Below are 15,690 nucleotides of genomic sequence, written 5' to 3'. Positions count from 1 at the left end.
AAGGGCGAGCCCCGCATCTCGTACAGAGATGCGGGGCTCGGTCGGTTTCGGGATCGCGCGTGACCATCACGCCACGGCAACCTTGCGCGGGCGGCCGCGGGGGCGCTTGCGGGCGATCACGACACCCTGGTCGAAGATCTCACCGCCCCACACACCCCAGGGCTCGCCGCGGTCCAGGGCCGCGGCCAGGCAGCCCTTGCGGATCGGGCAGGTGGCGCACAGGGCCTTCGCCTCCTCCAGCTGCGCGGGGCTCTCGGCGAACCACAGGTCGGGGTCGCCGACCCGGCAGGGCAGGTTGAGGGTGACTCCCCGGGTGCGGGAGGTCGCGGCCACGGTCGTGCAGCATGTCACGCGAGGAACGGTCGCGGTGGACACGTTGGGTCTCCTTCAGCTCGTGCAGCGGTCGTTTCGTTGTCTTCCGCGAAACCGATGCCGGTGGCTGGAGGCCTTAGAAAACTATGGCCACGGTTTCGCTTCGGGCGATCCGTGGCCAGGAGGCTCAGGGGAGGTTTTCCCTATCTGAGTCGACTTCGATGTCGAGACCTGATCACGGTCGCTGGGTGGGTGCGGCGGAGGCGGGCTGCCGGCATGCCGTCCAGGTGGTCGGCTGCGTAGGCATTGGCGAATGCGTTCGCGAAAGCGTCGGCAAAGGCCGGGTGCCAGCTCCCCGTGGGCTTGCCCGTATCGATGGCATGCTTCGGCGCCTGAACTCGCGCACCGAGAATGCCGACGGCGGACAGACCGGTCCCCTGCAAGGCGAGGACACCCCGGGAGGCGGGCACCGACGGAATCGCCTTCGCCGCAACGCGGTTCGAAGCGATGTATGCGATTTCGTTCACTGGTCTGCCTCCCTCCTGCTCGTTGTCCGAATGGTCACTGTGCGCGCCGGAATGACCTCCCGGTGCGTGTTCCTCACACTACGGCGGGCTTACACAACCGCACAACCTATTTTTCACCTGCAGTTTCATGGTCTTGCGCACGAGCGCGCGAGCGCACTATCGCTATCACGTCGGCGCCGAACTGCCCGAGCTTCTTGGCCCCGATGCCGGGGATGGCGACCAGCGCGCGATCGTCGGCCGGTTGCTGTTCGGCGATCGCGGTCAGGGTGGTGTCGCTGAACACGACGAAATGCGGCACCGACAGTTCGTCGGCCTTCTCCCGCCGCCACTCCTGCAACGCCTCGAGCAGCACGGGGTCGATCTCGCCCGGGCAGCGCGAGCAGCGGCCCAGCATGGTCGACTTGGTGCCCAGCAGCGGCCGCCCGCAGACGCGGCACGCCGGATGCTTACGTTTGCGCGGGTCACCGGCGGGCTGGGCGATGCGCGAGGCCGGCGAGTCCTCGGGGACCAGGCCGACGAGGAAGCGGCTGCGGCGGCGGGTCTTGCGCCCGCCCGCGCTGCGCGAGAGCGCCCACGACAGCCGCAGATGCTCGCGGGCGCGGGTGACGCCGACATAGAGCAGCCGCCGCTCCTCCTCGAGGGCGGCCTCGTCGGCGACCGACCCGCCGTCGCCGAGCACGTGCGCGATGGGCAGGGTGCCGTCGGCCAGGCCGACCAGGAACACCGCGTCCCACTCCAGGCCCTTCGCCGCGTGCAGCGAGGCCAGCGTGACGCCCTGGACCGTCGGCGGGTGGCGAGCCTCGGCGCGCGCGGCGAATTCGCGCAGCAGGCCGCCCAATTCGAGGTCCGGATCGTGGTCGGCCAGTTCCTCGGTGAGCTGCACCAGTGCGACCAGCGAGGTCCAGCGCTCCCGGGCCTGCGCGCCGCTGGGTTCGGCGGCGGTCAGGCCGAGCCGGGCCAGCGCGGCCTTGACGAGACTGACCAAATCGCGGCCGCGCGCGTCGGGCAGGTCGTCGCGGGCGGCGGTCTGGCGCAGCGCCTGCACCGCCTGCCGCACCTCGGGCCGCTGGAAGAAGCCCTCGCCGCCGCGCACCTGGTACGGGATGCCGGCCTCGGTGAGCGCCTGCTCGTACGCCTCGGACTGCGCGTTGATCCGGTACAGCACCGCGATCTCCGCGGCCGGGACGCCCTGGCCGATGAGGCGGGCGATGGCCTTGGCGACGGACAGCGCCTCGGCGGGCTCGTCGTCGTATTCGGCGAAGCTCGGCTCCGGGCCGTCGGGACGCTTGCCGACCAACTGCAACCGGGTGCCCGCGATGCGGCCGCGCGCCGCGCCGATCACCCGGTTGGCCAGCGACACCACCTGCGGCGTGGAGCGGTAGTCGCGCTCCAGCCGGACCACGGTGGCGTCGGGGAAGCGGCGGGAGAAGTCGAGCAGATGATTCGGGCTGGCGCCGGTGAAGGAGTAGATGGTCTGGTTGGCGTCGCCGACGACGGTCAGATCGTCGCGGTCGCCCAGCCAGGCGTCGAGGACGCGCTGCTGCAACGGGGTGACGTCCTGGTATTCGTCCACGACGAAGCAGCGGTAGCGGCCGCGGAACTCCTCGGCGACCGAGGCGTAGTCCTCGAGCGCGGCCGCCGTGTGCAGCAGGAGATCGTCGAAATCGAGCAGCAGGCCGTCGGCGGTGTTCTTCAGCTGTTCGTAGCCGGCGTAGACGTCGGCCACCTTCCCGGCCTCGTACGGCGTCTCGCGGCGCAGGCGGGCCGTGACGGCGGCGTAGTCCTCCGGGGCGATCAGCGACGCCTTGGCCCACTCGATCTCGCCCGCGAGGTCGCGCACGCTCTCGGTGACCGTCGAGAGCCCGACGCGATGGGCCGCCTGCGCGACGACCGGGAACTTGCTGTCGATCAGCTTCCACGGCACGTCGCCGATGACCTGCGGCCAGAAGTACTTCAGCTGCCGCAGCGCCGCGGCGTGAAAGGTGCGGGCCTGCACCGTCTTCGCCTCGCCGCCCAGGCCCAGCGCCCGCAGCCGACTGCGCAGCTCACCCGCGGCCCGCGCGGTGAAGGTGACCGCCAGCACCTGATCGGCGCGCACGTGCCCCGCCGACACCAGGTAGGCGATGCGGTGGGTGATGGTGCGGGTCTTGCCCGTACCCGCGCCCGCCAGCACGCACACCGGACCCCGCGGCGCTGTGACGGCGGCGGCCTGCTCGGGATCGAGGCCGTCGAGCCGCAGCGCGGGCGAGGGGGTCGGGGCGGACACGGCCTCCATCATGACAGTGCGGTCCGACAGGAACCGACGCGCGCCCGGCGACCGCGCCGCGGCCGCCCTCGAGCGGTGGCCGCCCGCGCCCGCTCAGCGATCGCGCAATCGCCGCAGCGCACCGGCGAATCCCGGGACCTGCTCCCCCAGCGGTCCGAAGAACTCGCGGTCGCAGGCCTCGACCGCGACGATCGCCCGATCCGCCAGCGCCACACCGGCTTTCGTCGGCAGCAGCGACCTGGCCCGGCGGTCGTGCGGGTGCTCCCGGCGTTCGACCAGACCCTTCTGCTCCAGGGCCCGCAGCACCTGGGAGGTCATCATCGGGTCGGTGGCGGCGTGTGCGGCGATGTCGCGCTGCATGACCGGCTCGCCGGCGGAGTCGGCCAGCCACACCAGCGCGGCCAGCAGCACGAACTGCACGTGCGTGAGACCGAACGGCGCGAGCGCCGCGCGCTGGGCGGCCTGCCAGCGATTGGTCACGTGCCACAGCAGCAGCCCGGGACTCTCGTCGGCGTGCCCGAACTCGCTGCGCAACCGGTGTTTCACGCACCGACCATAGCCCGCGAGATCACCGCGAAATCGTGGCCGCTCAGCTCCACCAGCCCGCGCCGCAGCACCATGCCCCAGTTCGGCACGCTGGTGAGATCCAGCTCGTCGCGCAGCGCGTCGATCGGAACCTCTTGCGCCGCAGGCTCGTACGTCACCGCGCGACGCCAGGGCCGGAAGCAGCCGCCCGGGTCCTCGGCCTGCCAGGCCGGCCGATCGTCGACGGTGGCGAGCGCGGTGAACGCCTTGACCGGCGCCCCTGCGCGCATCCCGGTGCGCGGCGAGTAGTAGACCAGCCCGTCGCCCGGCCGCATCCGCTCCATCGCCGCCCGCTTGCCGTGGTTGGCCTGGGCGATACCGAGTTCGACACCGCGCCGCACGTGCTCGCGGGACACCACGTTGAGCCAGTACCTGGTCATGGCCGTTCCTCCGTATCCGTTCTAGGAATTTAGTATGCGCGCTTACTATTTCGAGAGCAACCCCCGGGAACAGGTTCCGCGCTCTCGATGTTGAATGCTGGCGTGACAGCTACCGACCTGACCATGTACTCGACGACCTGGTGCGGCTACTGCCGCCGCCTCAAGAAGCAACTCGACGAGGCCGGCATCACCTACACCGAGGTCGACATCGAGCAGGATCCCGCGGCCGCCGAGTTCGTCGGCAGCGTCAACGGCGGCAACCACGTGGTGCCGACCGTGCGGTACAGCGACGGTTCCACCGCGACCAATCCCAGCCTGGTCCAGGTGAAACAGGCCCTCGCCGCCATCGCGTGACCCACGGGCCCGGCACGCGCCCGTGCGCGCCGGGCCGGGCCGCGAGTCAGTCCTCGGCGGCCCAGGACTCGATGATGCTGCGCGCGATCGAGATCGAGCCCGGCAGGAACAGACGCTGCTCGGCGACCGCGCCGGACTCGATCGTCGGCGCGCCCCAGGCGCCGGCCGCCAAGGCCTGGCGCACCTCCTCGCGGGTGAACCAGTGCGCCTCGACGATCTCGCCGTCGACGAAGGCCAGCGGCTGCTCCGGATCGGCGACCGCGGCGAAGCCGAGCATCAGCGACCGCGGCAGCGGCCAGGGCTGGCTACCCAGGTAGCGGATGTCGCGCACATCGACGCCGACCTCCTCGAGGATCTCGCGCTGCACGCAGCGCTCCAGCGACTCGCCCGCCTCCACGAAACCGGCGAGCAGCGAGAACATCTTCTCCGGCCACACCTGCTGGCGGGCCAGCAGCACCCGGTCGCCGCCGTCGTGGACCAGGCAGATCACCGCCGGATCGATGCGCGGGAACTCCTCGTGACCGGCCTCGCTCACCCGGGTCCAGCCGGCGTTGGCGGGGACGGTGGGCGTGCCGTCGGCGGCGCTGAACTTCGCGCGGTCGTGCCAGTTCAGCAGGGCCAGCGCGGTGGACAGGATGCCCAGGGTGACGTCGTCGAGGTGCAGCAGGCTGCCGACGACCCGCAGGTCCATCAGCTTGCCCTCGATCTCCTCGTCCCGCACCGCCCACAGGTGGGCGCCGCCCTCCACGCCGAGGAACACCGCCTCCGCGACCGGCTCGGCCGCCAGCGTCGTCGCCGGCTCCAGCAGGATCGACTCCTCCTCGATGCGGACCTGGCCGCGCCGGTTCATCCGCAGCAAGCGCGCGCTCGCCCAGCCCTGTTTCAGCGCTTGCTCGTCCCCGCGGAGCTCCTCGGCGCGGTCGAGCGCGGAACGCGACAGCAGCGGAACGTCTTTCAGTTCGAAACCAGGCACGCTCCGAGCGTATCGGTCGGCGGTGACAGCCGTGGCGGCGGCGGCCGGTAACCGGTCAGCGACTCACTTCTGGACGCGGCGCACGTAGAGCAGCCGGTCGCCCGACTCCAGCGCGTCGACCTCCGGTTCGTCGACGCGGATGAGGTTCCCGCCACGCACCACGCCGAGCACGATGTCGCGCAGATGCCGCGGCGAGCCGCCCACCTCGTCCGGCTCCACGTCGCGTTCGGCGATCGCGAAACCCGCCTCCGGCGTGAGCAGATCCTCGACCATGTCGACGACCTTCGGCGTGGTGGTCGCGATGCCGAGCAGCCGGCCCGCCGTCTCCGAGGAGACCACCACCGAGTCGGCGCCCGACTGCCGCAGCAGGTGCACGTTCTCCGCCTCCCGGATCGAGGCGACGATCTTGGCCTTGGCGTTCAGTTCGCGCGCGGTGAGGGTCACCAGCACGGCGGTGTCGTCGCGGTTGGCGGCCACCACCACCGACGCCGCGTGCTGCAGACCGGCCAGCCGCAGCACATCGGACTGGGCGGCCGAGCCGTGCACGGTCACCAGGCCCGCCGTGGCCGCGCGCTCGAGGGCGACCGGGTCGGTGTCCACGACGACGATGTCCCCGGGTTGCACACCGTCGCCCAGCATCGCGTCGACGGCGGTGCGGCCCTTCGTCCCGTATCCCACCACCACGGTGTGATTGCGCACCTTGTGCCTCCATCGCTGAATCTTGAACACCTGCCGGGACCGCTCGGTCAGCACCTGCAGGGTGGTACCGACCAGAACGATCAGGAAGAGCACCCGCAGCGGTGTGATGACGATGATATTGATCAGCCGGGCCTGCGGGGTGATGGGCGTGATGTCGCCGTAGCCGGTGGTCGACAGCGACACCGTCGAGTAGTACGCCGCGTCCAGCAGCGACAGCTCGTCGCCTTGATTGTCGTGATATCCGTGCCTGCCGAAATACACCACCAGCGTCGCGCCGACCAGCAACGCGACCGCGAACACGACGCGACGGGCCAGCGAAACCCATGGGCTGGTCTGGATTTCCGGAATACGCAGGATTCCGACCAGCGCGTAGTCGGGGCGGTCGGTCAGGCGGCGCAAACCGCGCGACTGCTCATCGATCACCGGGTATCACCGATCCTGTCCTGGCACCACGGGACCGCAGCGTACCGGGCCGGACGGCGCTCGACACCACGGCGCGCGGGTGGCATCGTGCAGGCATGACCACCGAGACCACCGCACGGCCGCGCCGGGCGCAACTGATGGCCGCCGCGCTGTTCGGCATGGGCACGCTGCATTTCGTGGTACCGCGGCCGTTCGACTCGATCGTGCCGCCCGCGCTGCCCGGCAAGGCGCGGACCTACACCTACTGGTCCGGTGCGGCCGAGATCGGGGTGGCGACGGCGCTGGCCGTGCCGCGCACCCGGCGGCTCGGCGGGCTGCTGGCGATGCTGCTGTTCATCGCGGTCTACCCGGCGAACATTCAGATGGCCGTGGACAGTGTGCGGAATCCGAAGGCGCCGTTCGCTCTCAAGGCGATCTCGGTGCTGCGGCTGCCATTGCAGTTCCCGATGGTGCGGCAGGCGTTGAAGGTCCGACGCGAGGCGGCCTGACACCGCGTCACTCCGCGTCGTCGGCCGCCGACCAGGTGGGCACCGCGGTCCTGAGGAATTCGGCCAGCGCCTCGGGACCGGGCAGGTCCGGGGGCGCGATGGTGCGGCCGCTGCGCACGTAATGGAAAGCGGCACCGATCCTTTCGAGGATCTCGTGTTCGTCCTCCCCGGTGCGGCTCGCGAGCAGCCGGGCCCAGGCCAGGCGGTATACCGCCAGCTGCATCGCCACCGCCGGCTCCTCGGCGCGGGTGGGTTCCGCGCCGGTCTTCCAGTCGACCACCAGCCAGCGCCCGTCCGGCTCGGCGAACACCGCGTCCATACGGCCGCGAAACAGCGTGCCCGCCAACGACGTTTCGAACGCCACCTCGACCTCGACCGGATTGCGGTCGGCCCACGGCGAGGACAGGAACGCCTCCTGCAACCGGACCAGATCGGCATCTGCACCGACGCTGTCCGCGGCCCCGGGAAGTTCGTCGAGACCGAGCAGCCGCGTCGCACCGAACCACTGCTGCAGCCAGGCGTGAAAAGCGGTGCCGCGCCGGGCGAACGGACTCGGCGGGTACGGCAGCGGCCGCCGCAACCGAGCCGCCAGCTTCGCCGGATCCGCCCGCAACTCCACCAGCGCCGTAGCGGGAAGCTGGCCGGGAAGTTCCACCTCCCGCGCGCCCGTGTCGGCCGAGAAGTGCTCGGCGAGTAGGGCATCGACGTCGGCGGTCCAGCCGTCGGGGTCGGGATCATTCCCGAGGGCGGGATCGTTGCCGGGGGCGGCATCGCTCCCTAGCGCGGCATCATTCGCGAAGGCAGCATCCTTCCCAAGCGCGGCATCCTTCCCGAGCGCGGCATCATTCGCGGGGGCGGGATCGTCCCCAGGGGCGGGATCGTTGCCAGGGGCGGGATATTCCTCGGAGGCGGGGGCGGTTGAGGGTGCGCCGAACAGCGAGAGCTGTGCTCCTGCCTCGAAATCGGCTTCGGCGCTGGGTGATTCGTCCTGACGATGCTCGGGCGTGTGCGGAATTTCGGGCGTGTGCGGTTCATCGGGTGCGGGCGGTGCCAGGTGCGTGTCGCCGGGTGATGTCGGGTCGAGTTCGGCGCGTGCGAGATTCGCGCCGTGGGCCGTAATGTGTTCGGGCGGTAGGGCGGTGAGGGCCGCGCGGACCAACTCGGCACCCTCCTGTACGGCGGTGCGGCGCTTGCCGAGCGGGTCGCGCGGCCACTGGGCGGAGGCCGGGTCGTCGGTGAACGGGTTGACCGCGTCGGTGGCGGGTGGGTCGGCCCACTCGTCGATGCGCACGGTGGCGGCCGGTGTCGCGTCCGGATTCTCCACGGCGCGTTTGAGATCCAGCAGGAAGTCGGAGGGCCCCTTCGGCGAGGACCCCGTCTCGGCCCAGTGGTGAGCCGAAACGAACAGCGCCCGTTCGGTTCTGGTGAGCGCCACGTAGAACAGCCGCCGCTCCTCGTCGAGCCGACGGCGGTTGAGCGCGTCCTTGTGCTGCTTGATGGCGCGATCCAGATCACTACGGTCGTAGAGGTCCGCCAGGTCCAGCACGGGCACACCGTCCGACACGACGGCGGTCTGCGTATCGGGCGATTCGACGAGGCGCTGCCGGTCGCCGCGCAGGCTGGTGGGTAGCTCGGCGAGGGCGCCCAGCCAGCTGCCGGCCGCGGTGCCGGAGGGGAAGACACCGCGCGACACGTGCGGGACGGCCACCACCTCCCACTCGAGGCCCTTGGCGGCGTGCACGGTCAGGATCTGGACGCGGTCGCGGGCGACCTCCACTTCGCCCGGCTCCAAACCGTTTTCGACCTCCTCGGCCGCGGCCAGGAAGGTCAGCAGGCCGGGCAGGGTCGCGCGGTGGTCGCTCGCGTAGTCGGCGACCACGTCGGCGAAGGCGTCGAGGTGCTCACGCCCGGCGCCACCGCCCGCCGACGCACGCCGCGCCTGGGTCTCCACACCGACGCCGATGGTGCGTTCCACGTCGGCCACCAGTTCGGGCAGCGACTGCCCACTGCGTTCCCGCAACGCGGCCAGTTCCCGCCCGAGCCCGACGATGCGCTGATACCCGGCCTCCGAATACTGTTCCGCCGGACCGGGATCGGCGATGGCGTCGGCGAGCCCGGCCTGCTCGGCCGGTTCCGGCGCCACCGTGCGCAGGGCGTCGGCGAGGGCCGCCGGGTCGGTGATCGCGGGCGCCTGTTCGGGCGGGCGGGTGATGGACAGGTCGCGGGCGCGCCGGGCGAGCGCGGCCAGATCCGTCACGCCGAGACGCCAGCGGGCGCCGGTCAGGATGCGTACGGCCGCACTGCCCGCCGCCGGGTCCGCGATCAGGCGCAGCGTGGCGACGACGTCGGCCACCTCCGGAGTGGCCAGCAGCCCGCCGAGACCGACGATCTCCACCGGCAACCCGCGCTCCCGCAGGGCCTCCGCCAGCGGAGCGGCATCGGCGTTGCGGCGCACCAGCACCGCGGAGGTCGGCGGGGGCGCCCCGGCGTCGGCCCGCGCCTCCCATTCCGCCGCGATCCGCTCCGCCACCCATTCCCGCTCGCGCGCAACGGTTTCCACCAGCGCCAGCGCCACCGTCCCCGGCACGGCATCCGGCCGGGGCCGCAGCGCGTCCACCCGCACGCCACCCTCGGTCTCCCGCAACGGCTCCGCCACGAGATTCGCCAGCTCCAGCGCCTCCGGCGGATTACGCCAGCTGGTCAGCAACGGCAGCACCGGCGCGGGCACTCCCGGACCCACCGGAAAATCACTCGAAAACCGAGGCAGATTCGCCGCCGAAGCACCGCGCCATCCGTAAATCGACTGCATCGGATCCCCCACGGCCGTCACCGCCAACCGCTGCGGGACGAGGTCGGAAGCACCCGAATTGGCCCCTCCGGACGCATCCGGTTCGGACATTCCCGGTGCGGGTACGCTCGCCGCGCTCGAGCCGGATGCGGCTGGTCCAGACACGTGAGGGGACCCGGTCGGGCCGGAGGTGTCCCGGGCCGGGCGGCTCCGATACGCGGCTTCCGGAGATGGCGTAGACGGTCCCTCGGCGGGGGAATCGTGTTGGGGCGAGCCGGGATTCGTGCCCTGAGCACTGTCGAGATCGCCGAACAGGGCGGCCAGGAGGATGCGCTGGGCGTGGCCGGTGTCCTGGTATTCGTCGAGGAGGACGAGGCGGAAGCGGGCGCGTTCGGCGGCGCCGACCTCGGGGTGCTCGGCGGCCAGGCGGGCGGCCAGCGACATCTGAGCGCCGAAGTCCAGGGCGCCGCGGCGGCGCAATTCCTCGCTCAGCCGCCGGACCAGCGGCAGCAGCGCCACTCGTTCGTGCTGGACGTTGAGGATGCCGAGCAGTTCCTGGCTGGGACCGCCGCGCTGGCGCGGGCCGCGCGGCAGGGTCAGGATCAGTTTCTCCAGCTCGGTGTGCGCCTCGGCCAGCTGTTCGGGTTCGACCAGGTGCTCGGCGAGCTGACCCGACAGCGCCAGCACCGCCTCGGTCACCGACACCGGAGTGCGGTCGGTGTCCAGGTCACCGTCCCAGCTCGTGACCACTCGATGGGCGAGCTGCCACAGCTGCGTCTCGGTGAGCAGGGTCGCGTTCGGCTCCACCGGCAGCAGCAGGCCGTGCTCGCCGAGCAGGCGACCGGCATACGAGTGGTAGGTGCTGATCTCGGGTTCGGCGGCGGTCAGCCGCGCGCGCAACCGGCCGCTCGGATCGATCTCCCGCAGCAGCGGCGCGCCCGCCAGCCGCGCGAGCCGGGTGCGGATACGAGTCGTCAACTGCTGCGCGGCTTTTCGGGTGAACGTCAGGCCCAGCACCGCGTCCGGCGCGACCAGCCCGTTGGCGACCATCCACACCACCCGCGCGGCCATCGTCTCGGTCTTGCCCGCGCCCGCGCCCGCGACCACCAGGGTCGGGCCGGGCGGGGCCGCGATGACGGCGGCCTGTTCGTCGGTGGGAGGCGGCAGGCCCAGCGCCTCGGCCAGCCGCTCCGGTGTGATCCCGCCGCCCGCGCTCACGTATCGGTCACCTGCCGTCCGGTGTCCTGCACCGGGCAGCTGCCCGACACCGAGCAGTGCCGGCAGCCGTCGTTGCGCATCGCGAGATAGCTCGGACCGCGGGTGGCCGCGGCCGCGTCGTGGATGGCGTCGCGCCACTGTTCGACGCCGTCGGCGTCCAGCGCGGCCTGCAGGCGCTGGGCGGCCCCCTCCTTGGTGCTCGGTTTGGCGACGTAGACCAGCCGCGCGCCACCCGGTTCCGCGTCGAGCGACCCGTCGTCGAGTGCGCCCGCGGCGGCCGCGACCTGGTAGGTCGCCAGCTGCGCGTGGTCCTGGGCGGCCTGCTTGGAGATGGGGGTCTTGCCCGTCTTCACGTCCACGATCACGAAGCGTCCCAACGCGTCTCGCTCCACCCGGTCGACCCGGCCGCGGATGCGCACGGCGTACTCCCCCGGCGCGCGAGCCGGGAGTACGCAGTCGACCGGGACCTCCACTCCCATCTGGGTGAGTTCGGCGCGGGTGTTGCTCAGCCAGGCCAGGAAGGTGTCGAGCATCGATTCGGTGCGGCGCAGTTCCTGCCGGGAGTGCCAGCTGTGCGGACCGGTGTCGGAGGAGGTGGGGTCGACGGCCTTCCACGCCCGCACCAGCGCGGCCTTCACCTGCGCCTCCGAGACCTGCCCGGCCAGCGCCTGCACCAGCGTGTGCACCAGATTGCCCTTGACGGCGTAGGGATTGTCGCCGTCGCTGCCGCCGTGGCGTTCCAGCGCCCAGCGCAGCGGGCAGGTCTGGAGCAGCTCGACCGTCGACGGCGACAAGGCGACCGGGCCTTGGTCGTCGCCCCACAGCGGCAGTTGTGAGCTGAGATCGGCGATGCCGTACCAATCGTCGGGGTGGGCGCCCCGCACGCCCGCTCGGGCCAGCCGGGCCAGCTCCCGCGCGGCGCGCCGCCTGCGCTCCGGGGGCTCCTCGGGATCGCAAGTGACGCCGCGCAATTCGGCGATCAGAGCCTGCATCACCAGGGCTCGGCCGGGGTCGATCGGCGGCGGGATACGCCCCGGCTCGCCCGGGTCGGCCGTGTCGTCGAGTTCGCCGAGGAACCGGGACGGGACCAGATCCCGGTCACCGCTGACCGATTCGACCGCCGTCACCAGCAGTGAGCGCCGGGCCCGGCTGCACGCGAGCAGCAGCAGTCGGCGTTCCTCTGCCAGGATCGGCGCGGCGCGGCTGACCTGCTCGCCGGGATCAGCAACGCCCGCAACGAGATCCACCAGATCCTCTATCCCGAGCAGTGTGCCGCGCGGGCGCAGATTCGGCCAGATCCCTTCCTGCACACCGGCGACCGCGACGACGTCCCATTCCCGGCCCGCCGCCGCGTGCGCGCTCACGATGGCGACCGCGTCGCCCGGATCGGTCAGCGGCGCGGAATCCTGCGGAATCTCTTGCAGTTCCAGATATTCCACGAAGCCCTCGACGGTGGCGCGGGGCAGTCGGTCCACGAAGGCGGCCGCGGCGTCGAAGAGACCCACCGCGGCGTCCAGATCCCGGTCGGCCTGCATGCCGACCGCCCCGCCCCGCTCCGACTGCCCGACCCAGCGCCGCTCCAGATTCGACGCGGTCCACAGCGCCCACAGCACGTCCTCCAGCCCCGCCCCGCGCTGCACCGCCCGCCGCGCCCGCCCCACCGCCTTCAAAACCCGCCGCAACGGCGCGGCCTCCACCTCGGTCAGCCGATCCAGCACACCGAAGTCCCCCACCCCCGTGATCAGATCCCGCAGCGCCTCCGCGGACGACCGATCCAGATCCGGCGAATAAGCGGAATCCACCGCCTCCCAAGCAAAGTCGTCATCCACCGCCCCGCCACGCCCCTTACGCCCCCTGTGCGGCGAAACCCCCTCACCCCCCGAGCGGTCACCCACTTCCCCGCCGCCACCAAGCGCACTCCGCTGGCCCTCAGGCTCTCCGCCCGGACCGATGTCTGCTCCAGCGCCGGAGGGCTGCACCTCCGAACCGACGTCCGCGCCCGCCCCAGTGGACTGCACTTCCGAACCGATGCCTGCGCCCTGGCCAGTGGGCCGCGCATCCGAACCGATGTCCGCGTCTGACCTGGACCGCGCGCCCGAACCAGTGTCCGCGTCCGGCCCGGAGGGCCGCACATCCCCGGCGTCTGCGTCCGCCCCTGAGGGCCACACATCCGGACCGGCTCCGGCGTCCGACCCCGAGGACCGCGCATCCGAACCAGCGATCGCATCCGGCCCAGCGGACTGCGCATCCGAACCTACGCCTGCGTCCGGGCCAATGGACCGCGGATCCGAGCCGATGTCTGCACCCTGGCCCGTGGGGGCGGCGACGGACCAGGGGTCGTCGTCGGGGCGGGGGTGGGCGCGTTCGAGTAGGGTGCGGCGGATGCCGCGGCGGAGGCGGCGGAGGCTGATCTGGTCCGCGCCGCCGAGGGGGCCGGACAGCAGGTCCAGGGCGTCGTCCTCGGTGAACAGGTCGCGGCGGTCGCGCTCGCCGGACAGCAGTGCGCGCAGGGCCAGCAGCATCCAGGCCGCGCCGCGCCGCCGAGCAAGGGGGACATCCGGTTTCGGTTGCAGCACCGGCACACCCGCGGACAGCAGCGCACGACGCAGCGGAGCCAGCGACAGCGGCACGGACCGTACGATCACGGCCATCCGCGACCACGGCACCCCATCGGTGAGATGAGCGCGACGCAGATGATCGGCGATCAAAGCCGCCTCCTTGGCCGGGGTGGTCAAAACCCGAACCTGCACCTCCCCCAGCTCGGCATCACCCTCCACCCCCTTCTCGCGCCCGTCGAAGCGGTGGGGAGCGCTGCCCGGCAGGCGCGCGGCGACCCGGGCGACGGCCTCATGTACGGCCTGTGCGCTGCGATGGTTGTCGCGCAACACTATTCGACGGTCGGCGGGAGCGTCGGGGTCGGCGACGAAGCGGGCGTCCGCGCCGCGGAAGGTGAAGACGGCTTGGTCGGGGTCGCCGGTCACCACGGTGGTCGCCGCGCCGGTGCCGATCGCGCGGACCAGTTGCGCCGCAAGGGGATCCAGGTGCTGGGCGTCGTCGACGAGCAGGCAGCGGATCCGATCGCGTTCGGCGGCCAGCAGTTCCGGGTCCAGCGCCAGCACATCCAGTGCCGCGCCGACGAGTTCGGCGGCGTCGAGGGCGGGCGCGCTCGCCTCGGGCGCCTCGATACCGACCGACCAACGCAACAGCATGGCCTGCTCGTACCGTTCGGCGAAGCGGCCCACCGCCTCCCATTCCGGGCGCTCGTACCGGCGGCCCAATTCGACGAGATCCTCCGGCCCGAGCCCGCGCTCGGTGGTGCGCAACATGAGGTCGCGCAATTGTTCGGCGAATCCGATTGTGCCCAGCGCCGGTTGCAGTCGTTGCGGCCAGCGGTCGGTGTCGCCGCCGTAACCCTCCTGCAGGTCGGCCAGTTCGCCGCGCAGCATCTCGCGCAGCACCACGTCTTGCTCGGCGCCGGTGAGCAGGCGCGGCGGCGGGTTGCCGTGCAGGGCGGCGTGCCGGCGCACGATCGCGAAGGCATAGGAGTGCACGGTGCGCACCAGCGGTTCCCGCGTCGCACCCGGCACCCCGCCGAACGTACCGGCCAGCCGTCGCGTGACGGCGTTGCGCATCCGCAGCGCCGCGTGCTTCGAATGCGTGAGCACCAGTACCGAATCCGGATCCGCGCCCCCCGCGATCCGGTCCGCCGCGATATCGATCAGCAGCGCGGACTTCCCCGTCCCCGGCCCGCCGAGCACCTGCCACGGCCGCCACCCGGGCTCCGCGGCACCCCCGCCGAACAGCGCACGGACCTCGGCACCCCATTCCCGCTCCCGGGTGACCGACTCGCCGCGACGCACCAATCGCACCGAGCTATCCGATCGCATCACGACCGCTATTTCAACAGACACCCCCGACAGAATTCGCGCCCGCACAGCAAACCGCCGCCGACATATCGGACGTATCCGACCCGTGATAGGCACCCGCCGCCGCTGTTATCTGCCGCACGGACGATTGAGCAGCACCCGACACATCGGATTTCCCACCATATTTCGAACGTATTTTCGAGCCGCAACCAGGCTCACCGAAGCCGTGTCGACCACCCTTCACGCCCGAGACGACTCACGCACCCACGACAACGTGCGCGAAACCTGCCTGATTGCAGAACTTGCAAATTACGTACCTTGCGGAATCCTTCATCAACCGCCGGACACCCGCATCCACCGCCGGTAGCGTCGCGGCGCGGTCATCCGTACGGAGAGGAGAAACCATGGCGGACATGGACGTCACGTTGAAGGACATGATGCTGCTGGACGGTGTCGTCGGCGCGGCCGTCGTCGACTACGACAGCGGCATGCCGCTGGGCATGCGCAGCAATTCCAAGGCCTTGGACATCGAGGCCGCCGCGGCCGGCAACACCGAGCTGATCCGCGCGAAGATGCGCACGATCGAACAGCTCGGACTCGACCAGGAGATCGAGGACGTCCTGGTCACACTCAGCAGGCACTACCATCTCGCCCGCCCGACGAGCGGTCGCCGGAACCGGGGACTGTTCCTCTATCTCGTCCTCGACCGGGAACGCGGCAACCTCGCGCTGGCCCGGCACCGGCTCAAGAACATCGAGGAACACCTCGAGATCTGACCAGAGCGACGGCCCCAGCGCCTTCGACACGGCGC

12 protein-coding genes are annotated in these 15,690 nt (G+C 71.4%); 3 read left to right on the top strand and 9 right to left on the bottom strand.

The features are described 5' to 3' along the window. Window positions 1–66: 66 nt before the first annotated feature. The 5 genes from IU476_RS24895 to IU476_RS24875 all read right to left on the bottom strand — a co-directional run bounded on the left by IU476_RS24895 (window position 67) and on the right by IU476_RS24875 (window position 4,070). Window positions 67–333, bottom strand: a complete 267-nt coding sequence (locus tag IU476_RS24895; protein WP_195103912.1) for a WhiB family transcriptional regulator — start codon at window positions 331–333, stop codon at window positions 67–69. Window positions 334–515: 182 nt separating this feature from the next. Beyond that, window positions 516–839: a hypothetical protein gene (locus IU476_RS24890; protein WP_195103910.1), complete on the bottom strand. Its 324-nt coding sequence runs from the start codon at window positions 837–839 to the stop codon at window positions 516–518. 106 nt (window positions 840–945) lie between these two features. Next, on the bottom strand, window positions 946–3,114 hold the full coding sequence (locus tag IU476_RS24885; protein ID WP_228824302.1) for an ATP-dependent DNA helicase UvrD2: 2,169 nt from the start codon (window positions 3,112–3,114) through the stop codon (window positions 946–948). Between the two features lie 84 nt (window positions 3,115–3,198). Continuing rightward, window positions 3,199–3,651, bottom strand: a complete 453-nt coding sequence (locus tag IU476_RS24880; RefSeq protein ID WP_195103906.1) for a MarR family winged helix-turn-helix transcriptional regulator — start codon at window positions 3,649–3,651, stop codon at window positions 3,199–3,201. Then, the gene (locus IU476_RS24875; RefSeq protein WP_195103903.1) at window positions 3,648–4,070 is read right to left on the bottom strand and encodes an EVE domain-containing protein; all 423 of its coding nucleotides are present in this window, start codon (window positions 4,068–4,070) and stop codon (window positions 3,648–3,650) included. Before IU476_RS24875 ends, IU476_RS24880 begins: the two co-directional genes overlap by 4 nt. A 102-nt stretch (window positions 4,071–4,172) precedes the next feature. On the opposite strand from IU476_RS24875, the gene IU476_RS24870 reads away from it, so the two are divergent. Further along, on the top strand, window positions 4,173–4,424 hold the full coding sequence (locus tag IU476_RS24870) for a mycoredoxin (RefSeq protein WP_324194266.1): 252 nt from the start codon (window positions 4,173–4,175) through the stop codon (window positions 4,422–4,424). A 46-nt stretch (window positions 4,425–4,470) separates the two neighbouring features. On the opposite strand, the gene nudC is transcribed toward IU476_RS24870, so the two are convergent. After that, on the bottom strand, window positions 4,471–5,397 hold the full coding sequence (gene nudC / locus IU476_RS24865) for an NAD(+) diphosphatase (RefSeq protein ID WP_195103900.1): 927 nt from the start codon (window positions 5,395–5,397) through the stop codon (window positions 4,471–4,473). 63 nt (window positions 5,398–5,460) lie between these two features. After that, window positions 5,461–6,516: a potassium channel family protein gene (locus IU476_RS24860; RefSeq protein WP_438944067.1), complete on the bottom strand. Its 1,056-nt coding sequence runs from the start codon at window positions 6,514–6,516 to the stop codon at window positions 5,461–5,463. Window positions 6,517–6,614: 98 nt separating this feature from the next. Between IU476_RS24860 and IU476_RS24855 the strand changes: the two genes are divergently transcribed. Further along, window positions 6,615–7,007 (top strand): DoxX family protein, encoded by a 393-nt coding sequence (locus IU476_RS24855; protein ID WP_195103898.1) that lies wholly within the window; start codon window positions 6,615–6,617, stop codon window positions 7,005–7,007. A gap of 7 nt (window positions 7,008–7,014) precedes the next feature. Here the strand turns inward: IU476_RS24855 and IU476_RS24850 are convergent, their stop codons facing one another. Both IU476_RS24850 and IU476_RS24845 read right to left on the bottom strand, forming a co-directional pair. Beyond that, entirely contained in the window at window positions 7,015–11,013 is a 3,999-nt protein-coding gene (locus IU476_RS24850; RefSeq protein ID WP_324194265.1) for an ATP-dependent helicase, read from the bottom strand. Then, window positions 11,010–14,900 carry an ATP-dependent helicase gene (locus IU476_RS24845; protein WP_195104024.1) on the bottom strand — a complete coding sequence of 1,297 codons (3,891 nt, stop codon included), beginning with the start codon at window positions 14,898–14,900 and terminating at the stop codon, window positions 11,010–11,012. Before IU476_RS24845 ends, IU476_RS24850 begins: the two co-directional genes overlap by 4 nt. 383 nt (window positions 14,901–15,283) lie before the next feature. Here IU476_RS24845 and IU476_RS24840 point away from each other — a divergent pair, with 383 nt between their 5' ends. After that, entirely contained in the window at window positions 15,284–15,655 is a 372-nt protein-coding gene (locus IU476_RS24840; RefSeq protein WP_195103897.1) for a hypothetical protein, read from the top strand. Window positions 15,656–15,690: the final 35 nt, after the last annotated feature.

The organism is Nocardia blacklockiae, from assembly GCF_015477355.1.
Lineage (GTDB): Bacteria > Actinomycetota > Actinomycetes > Mycobacteriales > Mycobacteriaceae > Nocardia > Nocardia blacklockiae.
This window is presented reverse-complemented; position numbering and strand designations above follow the sequence as displayed.